This window comes from Allobosea sp. 05T438 (genome assembly GCF_056396025.1).
In genome coordinates this window covers 1-13617 of the sequence record NZ_JBFTKQ010000032.1, presented here as the reverse complement: position 1 = coordinate 13617, position 13617 = coordinate 1, and the positions used below count along the sequence as shown (strand labels likewise).

Here is a 13617-nt window from a genome sequence, read left to right as displayed (position 1 = left end):
GTGCGAACTTTTACTTCTTCACGAGGCTGCACTTGCTCTCCGACAGCGGCGCGATGATCTCGGCTGCCGGGATCTTGCGGACGACCTTGAAGTAGTCCCAGGGCGCCTTCGAATCGCCCGGCGCCTTCACCTCGACCAGCAGCATATCGTTCATCAGCCGGCCGTCCTCGCGGACCTTCGCACCGGGCGCGTAGAAGTCGTCGACCGGCAGTTCCTTCATCTTGGCCGCGACCGCGGGGCCGGCCGCCGTGCCCGCCGCCTTCACGGCCTTGAGATAGTGCAGCACCGAGGAATAGACGCTGGCCTGGATCATGCCCGGCATCTTCCTGGTCCGCGCCATGTAGCGGTCGGCGAAAGCGCGGCTCGGCTTGTCGGCGTCGTGGTAATAGGCGGTCGTCGTGATCAGGCCCTTGGCCTTGTCAAGCCCGAGACCGTGGACGTCGCTCAGCACCACGACCATGGCGGCGAGCTTCTGGCCGCCATCGACCAGGCCGAATTCGCCGGCCTGCTTGATCGAGTTGATCGTGTCCGTGCCGGCATTGGCAAAGGCGACGATCTTGGCCTTGGAGGCCTGTGCCTGAAGCAGGAAGGAGGAGAAGTCGGGGGTCGAAAGCGGTGCGCGCACCGTGCCCAGCGTCTTGCCGCCATTGGCCGCGACGATCGCCTCGATATCCGCCGTGAGCTGGTGGCCGAAGGCATAGTCCGCGGCAATGATGTACCAGCTGTTGCCGCCCTCGCGCAGGACGGACAGTGCCGTGCCCTTGGCCGAGGTCGCCGTGTCGAAGGTCCACATGAAGCCGGTCGCCGAGCAATCCTCGTTGAACAGCCGCGTCGTCGCCGGGCCGTTATAGAGCGCGACCTTCTGCCGTTCCTTGGCGATGCCGGCGACGGCGAGCGCCACCGCCGAATTGGTCAGGTCCGCGATCGCGGTGACGCCGTCGACGTCATACCAGCGCCGCGCCAGGCCGGCTGCGATGTCGGGCTTGTTCTGATGATCGGCCGCGACGATCTCGATCGGCTTGCCCAGCACGGAGCCGCCGAAATCCTCGATCGCCAGCTTCGCAGCCTCGACCGAGCCGAGGCCGCCGAATTCGGCGTAGTTGCCCGACTGGTCGTTGAGGATGCCGATCTTGACCGCATCCTGCGCCCGCGCGGCCGCCGGCATCAGCGCCAGCGCACTCGCGAACAGCATTGCACCCCATCTGGTCATGCGCCTGCTCCCTGTCCCGCACCGGACCGGAAGGTCGCTTCGCCTACCGGTCGAAGGTGCTATACGCCGCTTTTCGCGGCTTGTGCCCAGCACATCCGCCCGAGGTGGGCCTGTCAACGCACAGGTGGAGCGAGAAAAGGCAAAGGCTGGCGCGCAAAACCGCACCGGAATCGAAAAACCCGGACGGGCCATCGCCCATCCGGGTTCGAATTTCTCTTCGCTGCTTGCTGATCAGCCCTGGGCCGCCACCGACAGCGCGTTCGCAATCGCTTCAGAGACGCTGTCGATCGGCTGCATGCCGTCGATCGCCGTCAGCTGGCCGCGCTTCTCATAGTAAGGCGCGACGATCGCCGTGTCGCGGTTATACGCCTCAAGCCGGGTCTTGAAGACCTCCGGATCATCGTCCTTCCGGACCGGCTGGCCGGCCGCCCTCGCCTCTTCGGCGCGGCGGACGATGCGGTCCACGAGCTTGCTCTGGTCGACCGTGAGCTCGAGCACCGCGTCGAGCTTCAGCCCTTTGCCCTCGAGCATCCGGTCGAGCGCTTCGGCCTGCGCCAGCGTGCGCGGGAAGCCGTCGAGGATGAAGCCCTTCTTCGCGTCCGGCTCCTCGATGCGATCAGCGACGATGCCGATGACGATATCGTCCGAGACGAGACCGCCCGCATCCATCACCGCCTTGGCCTTCTGGCCGATCGGCGTGCCGGCGGTGACGGCTGCGCGCAGCATGTCGCCGGTCGACAGTTGAGGAATACCGTGCTTCGCGACGATGCGCGCCGCCTGAGTGCCCTTGCCCGCCCCCGGCGGCCCCAGGAAAATCAACCGCATCTTAGCGCCTCGCTCCTCGCAATTTAGCCTTCTTGACCAGCCCTTCGTACTGATGGGCCAGCAGGTGTCCGTGGATCTGCGCCACGGTGTCCATCGTCGTCGTCACCACGATGAGCAGCGAGGTGCCGCCCAGCAGGATGATCGGGATCTGAGCATAGGTGATCATGAACTCGGGGATAAGGCAGACGATGGTCAGATAGCCGGCGCCGAGAACGGTGATGCGGGAGAGGATGCGGTCGATATGCTCGGCGGTGCGCTCGCCCGGGCGGATGCCCGGCATGAAGCCGCCATGCTTCTTGAGGTTGTCTGCCGTCTCGACCGGGTTGAACACGATCGCGGTGTAGAAGAAGCAGAAGAAGATGATCAGCGCCGCATAGAGGACCATGAACAGCGGCCGGCCATGGGCGAGATAGGTCGCGATGATCGACAGGAAGCCCGTGCCACCCGAGGCCTGCGAGAAGCTGGCGATCGTCGTCGGCAGCAGCAGCAGCGACGAGGCGAAGATCGGCGGGATCACGCCCGAGGTGTTGAGCTTCAGCGGCAGGAACGAGGTCTGCCCCTCATACATGCGGTTGCCGACCTGGCGCTTCGGATAGTTGATCAGCAGGCGGCGCTGCGCACGCTCCATGAACACGCAGAACGCGATGACGCAGACCGCCATCACCAGGATGCCGAGCAGCAGCCCGGTCGAGATCGCGCCCTGGCGTCCGAGTTCGAGGGTCTGGGCGAGCTGTGACGGGAATTCCGCGATGATGCCGCCAAAGATGATCATCGAGGTGCCGTTGCCGATGCCGCGGCTGGTGATCTGCTCGCCCAGCCACAGCAGGAACATGGTGCCGCCGACGAGCGTGAGCGTGGTCGAGAGCAGGAAGAACGGCCCCGGCTCGAGGACGAGATTGCCCGAGCCCTGCAGGCCGACGCCGATCGCATAGGCCTGGAACACGGCCAGCACGAGGGTCAGGTAGCGGGTGTACTGGTTGAGGGTCTTGCGGCCCTGCTCGCCTTCCTTCTTCAGCGCCTCGAAGCTCGGGATGACGCTGGAGAGCAGCTGAACGATGATCGAGGCCGAGATGTACGGCATGATCGCCAGCGCGAAGATGGCGAGGCGGCCGACGGCGCCGCCCGAGAACATGTTGAACATGCCGAGCACGCCGCTCTGCGACTGGCGGAACAGGTCGGCGACCGCGTCCGGGTTCATGCCCGGCAGCGGGATGTAGGTACCCAGCCGGTAGACGACCAGCGCTCCCAGCGTGAACCAGATTCGCTTCTTCAGTTCGTCCGCCTTGGCGAAGGCCCCGAAATTGAGGTTTGCCGCAAGCTGTTCAGCCGCCGATGCCATGCGTCCGGTCCTTGGGTCTCAAGTCAGTCATTGAAGCACATCCCCCGCCGCCCCAGCGGTGCAATTTTCGGGTTTGTGCCTTGCGTCAAACAGTCGAACGGCGGCCTGGGCGCTGGCCCGGCCGCCGTTCGCAAACGTCATGTAGGCGCTAGGATCACGCCTGTGAAGCGGCAGCCAGAATCTTGACCGTGCCGCCGGCCTTCTCGATCGCCGCGACGGCCGACTTCGACGCGCCAGCGACCTCGAAAGCGAGCTTGGTCTTGAGCTCACCGACGCCGAGGATCTTCACGCCGTCCTTGGCCTGGCGGGTGATCACGCCGGCGGCGACGAGCGCCTCGATGGTCACGGCGCCCTTGGCGTCGAGCTTGCCGGCTTCCACTGCCTGCTGGATGCGGCCGAGGTTGACCTCGTTCAGATCCTTGGCGAACAGGTTGTTGAAGCCGCGCTTCGGCAGGCGACGATACAGCGGCATCTGGCCGCCTTCGAAGCCCTTGATGGCGACGCCGGCGCGCGAGGTCTGACCCTTCACGCCGCGACCACCGGTCTTGCCCTTGCCGGAGCCAATGCCACGGCCGACGCGGATGCGCTGCTTCAGAGCGCCTTCGTTGTCACGAATCTCATTGAGTTTCATGTGTCGCCCTCCTCACTTCGCGTCGATGACGCGCACGAGGTGCTTCACCTTCTCGACCATGCCACGCACCGCGGGGGTGTCCTGGAGGGTCGAGCGGCGGCGGATCTTGTTCAGGCCGAGACCGATCAGGGTCTGGCGCTGGGTGGCCTCGCGGCGGATCGGCGAACCGATCTGCTCGATGGTGAAGGTCTTCTCAGCCTTTGCCATGATTCCCCCCTCACGCTTCCGCGGCCGCATCCGTGCCGGCATCGCGGCGACGGGTCTGCAGGGCCGAAACCTTGAGCGAGCGACGAGCCGCGACCGAGCGCGGGCTGTCCTCGTTCTTCAGCGCGTCGAACGTGGCGCGCACCAGGTTGTACGGGTTGGAGGAGCCGAGCGACTTGGACACGACGTCCTGCATGCCGACCGCCTCGAAGACGGCGCGCATCGGACCGCCGGCGATGATGCCGGTACCGGCCGGAGCCGCGCGCAGCACGACCTTGCCGGCGCCGTGGCGGCCCTGCACGTCGTGATGGAGGGTACGGCCCTCGCGCAGCGGGATGCGGACGAGACCACGCTTGGCGGCTTCCGTCGCCTTGCGGATCGCCTCGGGAACTTCACGGGCCTTGCCGTGGCCGAAGCCGACGCGGCCCTTCTGGTCGCCGACGACGACGAGCGCGGCGAAGCCGAAGCGACGTCCGCCCTTCACCACCTTGGCGACGCGGTTGATGTGGACGAGCTTATCCACGAACTCGGAAACTTCCGTTTCCCGGTCCTTACGCTCACGCGGCTCTCTAGCCATGTCAGTCCTCTTACTTGCGCGGACGAAGGTCGAAGCCCCGCCGCTCGCTCGAGCCTAACCCCATGCCTCATTGCACGGGGAAGCTGTGCATCGGGCCGAAAAGTGGGAACCACTTTTCGGAAGAACCCGATGCCTTAACGCATCGATCGTCGTGACCGCGCCCATTCTGGCGCGCGATGATCGAGAAACGGATACCGCCCGGCCGGCGCAGAACGCCTGACCGGGCGAAACCCGATAACCTCAGAAGCTGAGGCCAGCCTCGCGGGCTGCATCGGCCAGCGCCTTGACGCGGCCATGGTACATGTACGGACCGCGGTCGAAGACCACATCCGTCACGCCGGCCTTGACCGCGCGCTCGGCGACGATCTTGCCGATCTGGCCGGCCGCCTCGACATTGGCGCCGGATTTGATCTGCGCACGCACGTCCTTGTCGAGCGACGAGGCCGAAGCGAGGGTGACCCCCTTCACGTCGTCGATGACCTGGGCGTAGATCTGCTTGCCGGTGCGATGCACCGAGAGGCGCGGGCGACCGTTGGCAACCGCCTTGATCGCGCGGCGGACGCGGGCCTTGCGGCGCGCAGTCACATCGTTCTGCTTGCTCATGGCTGGCGTCCTTACTTCTTCTTGCCTTCCTTGCGGAAGATGAACTCGCCGGCGTACTTGACGCCCTTGCCCTTGTAGGGCTCGGGGCCACGATAGTCGCGGATTTCCGCGGCGGTCTGGCCGACGACCTGCTTGTCGATGCCGACGACGACGATCTCCGTCGGCTTCGGCGTCGTGATCGCGACACCGGCCGGGATTTCGTAGTCGATATCGTGGCTGTAGCCGAGCGACAGCTTCAGCACCTTGCCAGCGACAGCGGCCTTGTAGCCGACGCCGTTGATCTCGAGGCGCTTCTCGAAGCCGGCGGTGGTGCCGATCACGAGGTTGTTGATGCGGGCGCGCGAGGTGCCCCAGAGCGCACGGGCGCGCTTCGACTGCGAACGCGGCTGAACCGCGATCGCGCCGTCCTCCATGGCGACCGAGACGTCCTCGGGCACCTCGAAGGAGAGCTCGCCCTTCGAGCCCTTGATCTTGACGAGCTGGCCGGTGACCGAGGCGGTGACGCCCGCGGGAACCGAGACCGGCTTCTTACCGATACGAGACATTTGGATTTCTCCTGAAAATGAGCGGGGCGCCTGAAAGGTCAGAAGACCTTGCAGAGCACTTCGCCGCCCACGTTCTGCTCGCGGGCCACATGATCGGCCATCACGCCACGCGGCGTCGAGACGATCGTCACGCCGAGGCCGTCGGCCACGCGCGGCATGGTCTCGACCGACGAGTAGACGCGGCGGCCGGGCTTCGAAACACGCGAGATCGACCGGATGACCGGCTGGCCCTCGTGATACTTCAGCTCGATGTCGAACTCCGTCCGGCCATTGCCGAACTCGGTCTGGCTGTAGCCGCGGATGTAGCCCTCGGACTGCAGCACGTCGAGCACGCGAGCACGCAGCTTCGAGCCCGGGGTGGAAACACGCGACTTGCGACGCAGCTGCGCATTGCGGATGCGGGTCAGCATATCGCCGAGCGGATCAATGATCGCCATTGTCCAGTCCTCCTTACCAGCTCGACTTCACGAGGCCGGGAACCAGCCCCTTGTTGCCGAGCTCACGCAGCGCGACACGCGACATCTTCAGCTTGCGATAGAAAGCGCGCGGACGGCCCGTCACCTCGCAACGATTGCGAATGCGGATCTTGGCCGAGTTGCGCGGCAGTTCGGCCAGCTTCAGGCGAGCGAGAAAACGCTCGTCCATGGGCTGGTTGTCGTCATTGGCGATCGCGAGAAGGCGAGCCCGGCGGCCGGCGAATTTCTTCACCAGCTTCCTGCGGCGCTCGTTGTTCTCGACGGAGCTTTTCTTAGCCATCGATCTCTCCTGGTTTCCGCGTATGAACGCTTAGGTTCACTGCCGGAACGGGAAGTTGAAGTGCTTGAGCAGAGCGCGCGCTTCGTCGTCCGACTTCGCAGTCGTGCAGACGATCACGTCCATGCCCCAGACCTGGTCGACCTTGTCGTAGTTGATCTCGGGGAACACGATGTGCTCCTTGATCCCGAGCGCGAAATTACCGCGCCCGTCGAACGACTTCGGGTTCAGGCCCCGGAAGTCGCGCACGCGCGGCAAGGCGATGGTGACGAGCCGATCGACGAACTCGAACATCTTGGTCTTGCGCAGCGTGACCTTGCAGCCAACCGCCATGTTCTCGCGCAGCTTGAAGCCGGCGATGGCGAGGCGGGACTTGGTGATGACCGGCTTCTGGCCAGCGATCATGGCGAGGTCGCCGGCGGCGTTGTCGACCTTCTTGCGGTCGGCAGTCGCTTCACCAACGCCCATGTTGATGACGATCTTCTCGATCGTCGGCACTTCCATGACGTTCTTGTAGCCGAATTCGGCGATCATCGCGGGACGAACGACGTCCTCGTAATGCTTCTTCATGCGCGGCGAGAGAGCCGCCTGCTGAGCCTCAGCCATCGATCAGATCCCCCGAACGCTTGGCGAAACGAACCTTGCGGCCGTCATCGAGCACCTTGAAACCAACGCGAGTCGGCTTGCCGTCCTTCGGATCGGCCACGGCGATGTTCGACAGGTCGATGGTGGCCTCCTTCGAGATGATGCCACCCTCGGACGTCTGCGACTGCTTGGTGTGCTTCTTGACGAGGTTGACACCACGCACGACGGCGCGGGCATCCTTCGGCAGAACCTGCAGCACTTCGCCCGACTTACCTTTGTCGCGGCCAGCAAGCACGACGACCTTGTCGCCCTTCTTGATTTTCGCAGCCATCACAGCACCTCCGGCGCCAGCGAGATGATCTTCATGTGGTTCTTGGCGCGCAGCTCGCGCGGAACCGGTCCGAAGATACGCGTGCCGACAGGCTCCTTCTGGTTGTTGATCAGCACGGCCGCATTGCGGTCGAAGCGGATCACCGAACCGTCGGCGCGCTTGACGTCCTTGGCGGTGCGAACGACGACCGCCTTCATGACGTCGCCCTTCTTCACGCGACCGCGCGGGATGGCTTCCTTGATCGAAACGACGATAATGTCGCCGACACCGGCGTACTTGCGCTTCGACCCGCCGAGAACCTTGATGCACATCACACGACGCGCGCCGGAATTGTCGGCGACGTCGAGATTCGTCTGCACCTGGATCATGGCCTTGATCCTTCCAATCTGTGTATCAGGCGGTTTCCCGAGCGGCCTCAGCGCTGCTTGGGACTACGACTGACGGGGGTCGATCGCCCCCTGGCCTCAAAACAAAACATGATCCGCAAAAGTGGTTTCCACCTTTGCGGAGAGACATGTCCGGCTTCCTTCAGGCGCCCTGCCCGCCCCTGATTCGGGGCCGGGCAAAGCCGTCTCGCCTCACGCCTTAGGGGCGCCGTCGAGCACAACCCAGCTTTTCAGCTTGGAAATCGGCTTGGACTCCTCGATCCACACCGTATCGCCGACCTTGAACGAACCCGCCTCGTTATGGGCGTGATAGTTCTTCGTACGGCGAACCGTCTTCTTGAGGAGCGGGTGCGTATAACGCCGCTCGACCTTAACCACAACAGTTTTGTTCTGCTTGTCGCTGACGACGACGCCCTGGAGCACGCGCTTAGGCATTATCTTCTCCTCACGCGCTGGCCGCAACGGCCTTCGACCGCTGCAGCGTCTTGATGCGGGCGATGTCCTTGCGCAGTTCGGTGACGCGCGCGGTGTTCTCGAGCTGGCCCGTCGCCCTCTGGAAGCGCAGGTTGAACTGCTCCTTCTTCAGCTTGAGCAGCTCGTCCTGAAGCTGGTCCGTGCTCATCGACTTCAGGTCGGAAAGACGCTGTGTGCTTTTCATGTCGCCCTCCCTCACTCGGCGATGCGCTGGATGAACCGGGTCTTGATCGGCAGCTTGGCGGCGCCGAGACGGAGCGCTTCGCGAGCGATCTCCTCCGACACGCCGTCCAGCTCGAACATGATCCGGCCAGGCTTGACCTTGGCCGCCCAGAACTCGGGCGAACCCTTGCCCTTACCCATGCGGACTTCGGTCGGCTTCTTCGAAACCGGCACGTCAGGGAACACGCGGATCCAGACGCGGCCAACGCGCTTCATGGCGCGGGTGATCGCGCGGCGAGCCGCCTCGATCTGACGAGCGGTAACACGCTCGGGCTCTTGTGCCTTCAGGCCGAACTGGCCGAAGTTGAGGTCCGTGCCGCCCTTGGCGACGCCGGAAATGCGTCCCTTGAACTGCTTACGGAACTTGGTGCGTTTTGGTTGCAGCATGGCTCTTCTCGATCAGCCTTACGCAGCCTGCTCGCGACGATCGCGATCGCGGTGATCACGGTCGCGGCCGCCGGAACGGCCGCCCTCGTCGGAAAGGCGCTTGTCCTGGGCCATCGGGTCGTGTTCCAGGATCTCGCCCTTGAAGATCCAGACCTTGATGCCGCACGTCCCGTAGGTCGTGAAAGCGGTGGCGACGCCGTAATCGACGTCGGCGCGCAGCGTATGCAGCGGCACGCGGCCCTCACGGTACCATTCGAGGCGGGCGATCTCGGCGCCGCCGAGACGGCCCGAGCAGTTGATGCGGATGCCCTCGGCGCCCAGACGCATGGCCGACTGCACGGCGCGCTTCATGGCGCGACGGAAGGCGACACGGCGCTCGAGCTGCTGCGCGATCGAGTCGGCAACCAGCGTGGCGTCGATCTCAGGCTTGCGCACCTCGACGATGTTGATCGTGACATCGGCCTTGGTGAGCTTCGAGACTTCCTTGCGGAGCTTCTCGATGTCGGCGCCCTTCTTGCCGATCACCACGCCCGGACGAGCCGAGTGGATGGTGACGCGGCACTTCTTGTGCGGGCGCTCGATGATGATCTTCGAGACGGCAGCCTGCTTCAGCAGCTTCATCAAGGCGGCGCGGATCGCCATGTCCTCATGCAGCAGCTTGCCGTACTCGCCCTTGTTGGCGAACCAACGCGAGTCCCAGGTACGGTTGATGCCGAGGCGCAGGCCGATCGGATTGATTTTCTGACCCATCGTTCTCTCCTCAGGCCTGCGCTGCCTGCTCGCGCACCACGATCGTGATGTTCGAGAACGGCTTCATGATCCGGGCGCCACGGCCGCGGGCGCGGGCGTGGAAGCGCTTCATGACGAGTGCCTTGCCGACGAAGGCCTGGGCGACGACGAGATCGTCGACGTCAAGGTCGTGATTGTTCTCGGCGTTGGCGATCGCGCTCTGCAGGCACTTGCGAACGTCGTTCGCGATACGCTTGCGCGAGAACTCGAGATCGGCGAGCGCCGTAGAGACCTTCTTGCCGCGGATCAGCTGAGCGACGAGGTTCAGCTTCTGCGGCGAGACGCGCAGGTTGCGGGCGACCGCAACCGCTTCGTTCTCAGGCAGCGCACGGGGGGCGGATGCTTTACCCATGGCTTACTTCCTCTTCGCCTTCTTGTCGGCAGCGTGGCCGTGGAAGGTGCGCGTCGGCGAGAACTCGCCGAACTTGTGCCCCACCATTTCCTCGGACACGGACACCGGCACATGCTTCTGTCCGTTGTACACGCCGAACGTCAGACCGACGAACTGCGGCAGGATCGTGGAGCGACGGCTCCAGATCTTGATGACTTCATTTCGGGCTGAGGTCCTGGCGACCTCGGCCTTCTTCAGGAGGTATCCGTCGACAAACGGACCTTTCCAAAGCGAACGCGCCATGACGGACCTCAGTTCTTCTTCTTGCGGGCGTGACGGCTCGACACGATGAATGTGTCGGTCCGCTTGTTCGAGCGGGTCTTCTTACCCTTGGTCGGGAGACCCCAGGGCGTGACCGGATGACGGCCACCCGAGGTCCGGCCCTCACCACCGCCGTGCGGATGGTCGACCGGGTTCATCGAGACGCCGCGGTTATGCGGACGGCGGCCGAGCCAGCGCGAGCGACCAGCCTTGCCGTCGTTCCGGTTCATGTGATCCGGGTTCGAGACGGCGCCGACGGTGGCGTAGCACAAGCCCGAGATCAGGCGCTGTTCGCCCGAGTTCAGGCGGACGATGACGTAACCCTGGTCGCGACCGACGATCTGGGCGTAGTTGCCGGCGGAGCGGGCCAGAGCGCCGCCCTTGCCGATCTTGAGCTCGACGTTGTGGACGATCGTGCCGATCGGCAGCGAGCCCATCGGGGCCGCGTTGCCGGGCTTCACGTCGACATTGTCGCCGGCGACAACGGTGTCACCAACAGCCAGGCGCTGCGGCGCCAAGATGTAGGACTGCTCGCCGTCCTGATACTTGATCAGGGCGATGAACGCCGTCCGGTTCGGATCGTACTCGAGCCGCTCGACGGTCGCCGGGATACCGGCCTTGCCGCGACGCTTGAAGTCGACGAGGCGCAGCGTGCGCTTGTGGCCACCGCCGCGGAAGCGGACAGTGATACGGCCGAGATTGTTGCGGCCGCCCGAGGAGCTCTTGCCCTCGGTCAGGGTCTTGACCGGCTTGCCCTTGTAGAGCTCGCTGCGGTCGACGATCACGAGCTGTCGAAGGCTCGGCGTGATCGGCTTGAAGTGCTTCAAAGCCATGATGGCGATCCTTCCCTCAGAGGCCCGTGGTCACGTCGATCGAGTGGCCCTCTTCGAGGGTCACAACGGCCTTCTTGACGTCCGAGCGCTGGCCGAGGCGGCCACGGAAGACCTTGACCTTGCCTTCGGTGACGATCGTGTTGACGCTCTTGACCTTGACGTCGAAGAGCTTCTCGATCGCCGCCTTGATCTGCGGCTTGGTCGCGGTGCGGGCAACCTTGAAGACGACCTTGTTGTGCTCGGAGAGCATCGTCGCCTTCTCGGTGATGACCGGCGCCACGATCACATCGTAGTGGCGCGGGTCGAGGTTCTTGGCTGACTGGCTCATTTGAAGCGCGCCTCCAGCGCATCGACAGCGGCGCGCGTCAGGACGAGCTTGTCACGACGCAGGATGTCATAGACGTTGATGCCCTGAACCGGCAGCACGTCGACATTCGGGATCGAACGAGCGGCCAGGCCGAAGTTCGTATCGATCTCGACGCCACCGACGATCAGCGCGCTCGACAGGTCGAGCTTGCCGAAATGACCCAGCAACACCTTGGTCTTCGGCTCGGCGAGCGTGGCATCGTCGATCACGATGATGCCGGCTTCCTTCGCCTTGGCCGAGAGCGCATGGCGCAGAGCGAGCGCACGGACCTTCTTGGGAAGGTCGTGAGCGTGGTCGCGCAGCACCGGACCGAAGGCCTTGCCGCCGCCGCGGAACTGCGGAGCCGAAGCCGCGCCGTGGCGAGCGCCGCCGGTGCCCTTCTGCTTGTAGATCTTCTTGCGGGTGCGATCGACTTCCGAGCGGCCCTTGGACTTGTGGGTCCCGGCGCGGCGCTTGGCGAGCTGATAGCGAACCATGCGGGCGAGGAGGTCAGCGCGCGGCTCGAGGCCGAACACCGCATCCGACAGCTCGACCGAACCGGCCGACTTGCCCTCGAGAGTGGTGATATCGAATTTCATCACGCGTTCTCCTCAGCCTGGGCCGCAGGAGCCTCTTCCGCCTTGCCCTCGCCGGCAACCTTGAACTTGCCCGGCAGCGGCGCATCCTTCGGCAGGGCGCGCTTGACGGCGTCGCGGACATGGATCCAGCCGCCGGCAACGCCGGGAACGGCGCCCTCGACGAGGATCAGGCCACGCTCGACATCCGTCTGGACGACGCGCAGGTTCTGCGTGGTGACACGCTCGGCGCCCAGGTGGCCCGGCATCTTCTTGTTCTTGAAGGTCTTGCCCGGGTCCTGACGGCCACCGGTCGAACCGATCGAACGGTGCGAGACCGAAACGCCGTGGGTGGCGCGCAGACCGCCGAAGTTCCAGCGCTTCATACCGCCGGCGAAGCCCTTGCCGGTGGTGGTGCCGGAGACGTCGACGAACTGGCCGACGACGAAGTGGTCCGCGGTCAGCTCGGCGCCGACGGGGATGAGCGCGTCATCGCTGACGCGGAACTCGACCACCTTGCGCTTCGGCTCGACCTTGGCGACCGCGAAGTGACCGCGCTCAGCCTTCGAGACGTTCTTCACCTTCGCCGTGCCGGAGCCCAGCTGCACGGCCACATAGCCGTTCTTCTCTTTCGTGCGATGCGCGACAACCTGGCAGCTGTCGAGCTTCAGCACGGTGACCGGGATATGCTCGCCGGCATCCGTGAAGATGCGGGTCATCCCGACTTTCTGTGCAATCACACCGGAACGCATCGGTGCATACCTTCTTCTGGGGTCATGTCCATCCGGGGGAGCCGGAAACAGAGGACCCGTTCAATCGGATCAGAGCTTGATTTCGACGTCGACGCCGGCGGCGAGATCGAGCTTCATGAGGGCGTCGACCGTCTGGGGAGTCGGATCGACAATGTCGAGGACCCGCTTGTGGGTCCGCATCTCAAACTGCTCGCGCGACTTCTTGTCGATGTGCGGCGAGCGGTTGACGGTGAACTTCTCAATGAGCGTGGGCAGCGGAATCGGTCCGCGGACCTGAGCGCCCGTCCGCTTCGCGGTCGACACGATCTCGCGCGTCGAAGCGTCGAGGATGCGGTGGTCGAACGCCTTGAGGCGGATTCGAATGTTCTGACCGTTCATGGTCTTGTTCTCTCCGTGACGTGAAAAGGCGAAGGCCCGAAGGGCCCGCGCCCCTCACGAAAACGCGTTACGCAATGATCGAAGCGACGACGCCGGCGCCGACGGTGCGGCCGCCTTCGCGGATGGCGAAGCGCAGCTTCTCTTCCATCGCGATCGGGGCGATCAGCGTCACCTCCATCGAGATGTTGTCGCCCGGCATCACCATCTCCGTGCCCTCAGG

The 13617-nt window shown here is 64.6% G+C and carries 25 protein-coding genes; all 25 read right to left on the bottom strand.

Annotated elements, in window-relative coordinates; translation table 11 throughout:
• Nucleotides 1–10: 10 nt before the first annotated feature.
• Complete coding sequence (locus tag AC1DIN_RS28430; RefSeq protein ID WP_476812173.1) at nucleotides 11–1210, bottom strand: ABC transporter substrate-binding protein; 1200 nt, start codon at nucleotides 1208–1210, stop codon at nucleotides 11–13.
• Between the two features lie 231 nt (nucleotides 1211–1441).
• Nucleotides 1442–2035, bottom strand: a complete 594-nt coding sequence (locus AC1DIN_RS28425; protein ID WP_476812172.1) for an adenylate kinase — start codon at nucleotides 2033–2035, stop codon at nucleotides 1442–1444.
• Between the two features lies 1 nt (nucleotide 2036).
• Nucleotides 2037–3374, bottom strand: a complete 1338-nt coding sequence (secY, locus tag AC1DIN_RS28420) for a preprotein translocase subunit SecY (RefSeq protein WP_441470733.1) — start codon at nucleotides 3372–3374, stop codon at nucleotides 2037–2039.
• Between the two features lie 154 nt (nucleotides 3375–3528).
• The gene (gene rplO, locus AC1DIN_RS28415) at nucleotides 3529–4005 is read right to left on the bottom strand and encodes a 50S ribosomal protein L15 (RefSeq protein ID WP_149128663.1); all 477 of its coding nucleotides are present in this window, start codon (nucleotides 4003–4005) and stop codon (nucleotides 3529–3531) included.
• 12 nt (nucleotides 4006–4017) lie between these two features.
• Nucleotides 4018–4212, bottom strand: coding sequence for a 50S ribosomal protein L30 (rpmD, locus tag AC1DIN_RS28410; protein WP_441470735.1), 195 nt, complete (start codon nucleotides 4210–4212; stop codon nucleotides 4018–4020).
• 10 nt (nucleotides 4213–4222) lie between these two features.
• On the bottom strand, nucleotides 4223–4786 hold the full coding sequence (gene rpsE, locus AC1DIN_RS28405) for a 30S ribosomal protein S5 (RefSeq protein WP_047582054.1): 564 nt from the start codon (nucleotides 4784–4786) through the stop codon (nucleotides 4223–4225).
• Nucleotides 4787–5026: 240 nt separating this feature from the next.
• Nucleotides 5027–5389, bottom strand: a complete 363-nt coding sequence (rplR, locus tag AC1DIN_RS28400; protein ID WP_441470736.1) for a 50S ribosomal protein L18 — start codon at nucleotides 5387–5389, stop codon at nucleotides 5027–5029.
• An 11-nt stretch (nucleotides 5390–5400) separates the two neighbouring features.
• Nucleotides 5401–5934 (bottom strand): 50S ribosomal protein L6, encoded by a 534-nt coding sequence (gene rplF, locus AC1DIN_RS28395; protein WP_476812171.1) that lies wholly within the window; start codon nucleotides 5932–5934, stop codon nucleotides 5401–5403.
• A gap of 38 nt (nucleotides 5935–5972) precedes the next feature.
• Nucleotides 5973–6371: a 30S ribosomal protein S8 gene (gene rpsH, locus AC1DIN_RS28390; protein WP_400506018.1), complete on the bottom strand. Its 399-nt coding sequence runs from the start codon at nucleotides 6369–6371 to the stop codon at nucleotides 5973–5975.
• 13 nt (nucleotides 6372–6384) lie between these two features.
• Nucleotides 6385–6690, bottom strand: coding sequence for a 30S ribosomal protein S14 (rpsN, locus tag AC1DIN_RS28385; RefSeq protein ID WP_199085556.1), 306 nt, complete (start codon nucleotides 6688–6690; stop codon nucleotides 6385–6387).
• 36 nt (nucleotides 6691–6726) lie between these two features.
• Nucleotides 6727–7293, bottom strand: a complete 567-nt coding sequence (rplE, locus tag AC1DIN_RS28380) for a 50S ribosomal protein L5 (protein ID WP_199085555.1) — start codon at nucleotides 7291–7293, stop codon at nucleotides 6727–6729.
• The gene (rplX, locus tag AC1DIN_RS28375; RefSeq protein WP_377838317.1) at nucleotides 7286–7603 is read right to left on the bottom strand and encodes a 50S ribosomal protein L24; all 318 of its coding nucleotides are present in this window, start codon (nucleotides 7601–7603) and stop codon (nucleotides 7286–7288) included. Before rplX ends, rplE begins: the two co-directional genes overlap by 8 nt.
• Nucleotides 7603–7971, bottom strand: coding sequence for a 50S ribosomal protein L14 (gene rplN / locus AC1DIN_RS28370; protein WP_055730187.1), 369 nt, complete (start codon nucleotides 7969–7971; stop codon nucleotides 7603–7605). The genes rplX and rplN overlap by 1 nt, the downstream gene beginning before the upstream one ends.
• Nucleotides 7972–8181: 210 nt before the next feature.
• On the bottom strand, nucleotides 8182–8424 hold the full coding sequence (gene rpsQ, locus AC1DIN_RS28365; protein WP_441470738.1) for a 30S ribosomal protein S17: 243 nt from the start codon (nucleotides 8422–8424) through the stop codon (nucleotides 8182–8184).
• A gap of 10 nt (nucleotides 8425–8434) precedes the next feature.
• Nucleotides 8435–8647 (bottom strand): 50S ribosomal protein L29, encoded by a 213-nt coding sequence (gene rpmC, locus AC1DIN_RS28360; protein WP_400506013.1) that lies wholly within the window; start codon nucleotides 8645–8647, stop codon nucleotides 8435–8437.
• 11 nt (nucleotides 8648–8658) lie between these two features.
• Nucleotides 8659–9072, bottom strand: a complete 414-nt coding sequence (gene rplP / locus AC1DIN_RS28355) for a 50S ribosomal protein L16 (protein ID WP_112581124.1) — start codon at nucleotides 9070–9072, stop codon at nucleotides 8659–8661.
• 18 nt (nucleotides 9073–9090) lie between these two features.
• The gene (gene rpsC, locus AC1DIN_RS28350; RefSeq protein ID WP_149128654.1) at nucleotides 9091–9822 is read right to left on the bottom strand and encodes a 30S ribosomal protein S3; all 732 of its coding nucleotides are present in this window, start codon (nucleotides 9820–9822) and stop codon (nucleotides 9091–9093) included.
• A gap of 10 nt (nucleotides 9823–9832) precedes the next feature.
• Complete coding sequence (gene rplV / locus AC1DIN_RS28345) at nucleotides 9833–10213, bottom strand: 50S ribosomal protein L22 (RefSeq protein ID WP_055730183.1); 381 nt, start codon at nucleotides 10211–10213, stop codon at nucleotides 9833–9835.
• A 3-nt stretch (nucleotides 10214–10216) separates the two neighbouring features.
• Nucleotides 10217–10495 carry a 30S ribosomal protein S19 gene (gene rpsS / locus AC1DIN_RS28340; protein ID WP_441470739.1) on the bottom strand — a complete coding sequence of 93 codons (279 nt, stop codon included), beginning with the start codon at nucleotides 10493–10495 and terminating at the stop codon, nucleotides 10217–10219.
• Between the two features lie 8 nt (nucleotides 10496–10503).
• Nucleotides 10504–11346: a 50S ribosomal protein L2 gene (gene rplB, locus AC1DIN_RS28335; protein WP_441470740.1), complete on the bottom strand. Its 843-nt coding sequence runs from the start codon at nucleotides 11344–11346 to the stop codon at nucleotides 10504–10506.
• A 16-nt stretch (nucleotides 11347–11362) separates the two neighbouring features.
• The gene (locus AC1DIN_RS28330; RefSeq protein ID WP_149128651.1) at nucleotides 11363–11674 is read right to left on the bottom strand and encodes a 50S ribosomal protein L23; all 312 of its coding nucleotides are present in this window, start codon (nucleotides 11672–11674) and stop codon (nucleotides 11363–11365) included.
• Entirely contained in the window at nucleotides 11671–12291 is a 621-nt protein-coding gene (gene rplD, locus AC1DIN_RS28325; RefSeq protein ID WP_441470741.1) for a 50S ribosomal protein L4, read from the bottom strand. Before rplD ends, AC1DIN_RS28330 begins: the two co-directional genes overlap by 4 nt.
• The gene (gene rplC, locus AC1DIN_RS28320; RefSeq protein WP_441470742.1) at nucleotides 12291–13019 is read right to left on the bottom strand and encodes a 50S ribosomal protein L3; all 729 of its coding nucleotides are present in this window, start codon (nucleotides 13017–13019) and stop codon (nucleotides 12291–12293) included. The genes rplD and rplC overlap by 1 nt, the downstream gene beginning before the upstream one ends.
• A 69-nt stretch (nucleotides 13020–13088) precedes the next feature.
• Nucleotides 13089–13397, bottom strand: a complete 309-nt coding sequence (gene rpsJ, locus AC1DIN_RS28315) for a 30S ribosomal protein S10 (protein WP_043237115.1) — start codon at nucleotides 13395–13397, stop codon at nucleotides 13089–13091.
• Between the two features lie 67 nt (nucleotides 13398–13464).
• Nucleotides 13465–13617 (bottom strand): EF-Tu C-terminal domain-related protein (locus tag AC1DIN_RS28310; protein WP_465247582.1); only part of this gene is annotated, 153 nt, incomplete at its 5' end.

Coding starts and splice junctions, on each gene's coding strand:
- AC1DIN_RS28430 (WP_476812173.1), bottom strand. CDS start 1,210: ATGACCAGATGGGGTGCAATGCTGTTCGCGAGTGCGCTGGCGCTGATG.
- AC1DIN_RS28425 (WP_476812172.1), bottom strand. CDS start 2,035: ATGCGGTTGATTTTCCTGGGGCCGCCGGGGGCGGGCAAGGGCACTCAG.
- secY (WP_441470733.1), bottom strand. CDS start 3,374: ATGGCATCGGCGGCTGAACAGCTTGCGGCAAACCTCAATTTCGGGGCC.
- rplO (WP_149128663.1), bottom strand. CDS start 4,005: ATGAAACTCAATGAGATTCGTGACAACGAAGGCGCTCTGAAGCAGCGC.
- rpmD (WP_441470735.1), bottom strand. CDS start 4,212: ATGGCAAAGGCTGAGAAGACCTTCACCATCGAGCAGATCGGTTCGCCG.
- rpsE (WP_047582054.1), bottom strand. CDS start 4,786: ATGGCTAGAGAGCCGCGTGAGCGTAAGGACCGGGAAACGGAAGTTTCC.
- rplR (WP_441470736.1), bottom strand. CDS start 5,389: ATGAGCAAGCAGAACGATGTGACTGCGCGCCGCAAGGCCCGCGTCCGC.
- rplF (WP_476812171.1), bottom strand. CDS start 5,934: ATGTCTCGTATCGGTAAGAAGCCGGTCTCGGTTCCCGCGGGCGTCACC.
- rpsH (WP_400506018.1), bottom strand. CDS start 6,371: ATGGCGATCATTGATCCGCTCGGCGATATGCTGACCCGCATCCGCAAT.
- rpsN (WP_199085556.1), bottom strand. CDS start 6,690: ATGGCTAAGAAAAGCTCCGTCGAGAACAACGAGCGCCGCAGGAAGCTG.
- rplE (WP_199085555.1), bottom strand. CDS start 7,293: ATGGCTGAGGCTCAGCAGGCGGCTCTCTCGCCGCGCATGAAGAAGCAT.
- rplX (WP_377838317.1), bottom strand. CDS start 7,603: ATGGCTGCGAAAATCAAGAAGGGCGACAAGGTCGTCGTGCTTGCTGGC.
- rplN (WP_055730187.1), bottom strand. CDS start 7,971: ATGATCCAGGTGCAGACGAATCTCGACGTCGCCGACAATTCCGGCGCG.
- rpsQ (WP_441470738.1), bottom strand. CDS start 8,424: ATGCCTAAGCGCGTGCTCCAGGGCGTCGTCGTCAGCGACAAGCAGAAC.
- rpmC (WP_400506013.1), bottom strand. CDS start 8,647: ATGAAAAGCACACAGCGTCTTTCCGACCTGAAGTCGATGAGCACGGAC.
- rplP (WP_112581124.1), bottom strand. CDS start 9,072: ATGCTGCAACCAAAACGCACCAAGTTCCGTAAGCAGTTCAAGGGACGC.
- rpsC (WP_149128654.1), bottom strand. CDS start 9,822: ATGGGTCAGAAAATCAATCCGATCGGCCTGCGCCTCGGCATCAACCGT.
- rplV (WP_055730183.1), bottom strand. CDS start 10,213: ATGGGTAAAGCATCCGCCCCCCGTGCGCTGCCTGAGAACGAAGCGGTT.
- rpsS (WP_441470739.1), bottom strand. CDS start 10,495: ATGGCGCGTTCGCTTTGGAAAGGTCCGTTTGTCGACGGATACCTCCTG.
- rplB (WP_441470740.1), bottom strand. CDS start 11,346: ATGGCTTTGAAGCACTTCAAGCCGATCACGCCGAGCCTTCGACAGCTC.
- AC1DIN_RS28330 (WP_149128651.1), bottom strand. CDS start 11,674: ATGAGCCAGTCAGCCAAGAACCTCGACCCGCGCCACTACGATGTGATC.
- rplD (WP_441470741.1), bottom strand. CDS start 12,291: ATGAAATTCGATATCACCACTCTCGAGGGCAAGTCGGCCGGTTCGGTC.
- rplC (WP_441470742.1), bottom strand. CDS start 13,019: ATGCGTTCCGGTGTGATTGCACAGAAAGTCGGGATGACCCGCATCTTC.
- rpsJ (WP_043237115.1), bottom strand. CDS start 13,397: ATGAACGGTCAGAACATTCGAATCCGCCTCAAGGCGTTCGACCACCGC.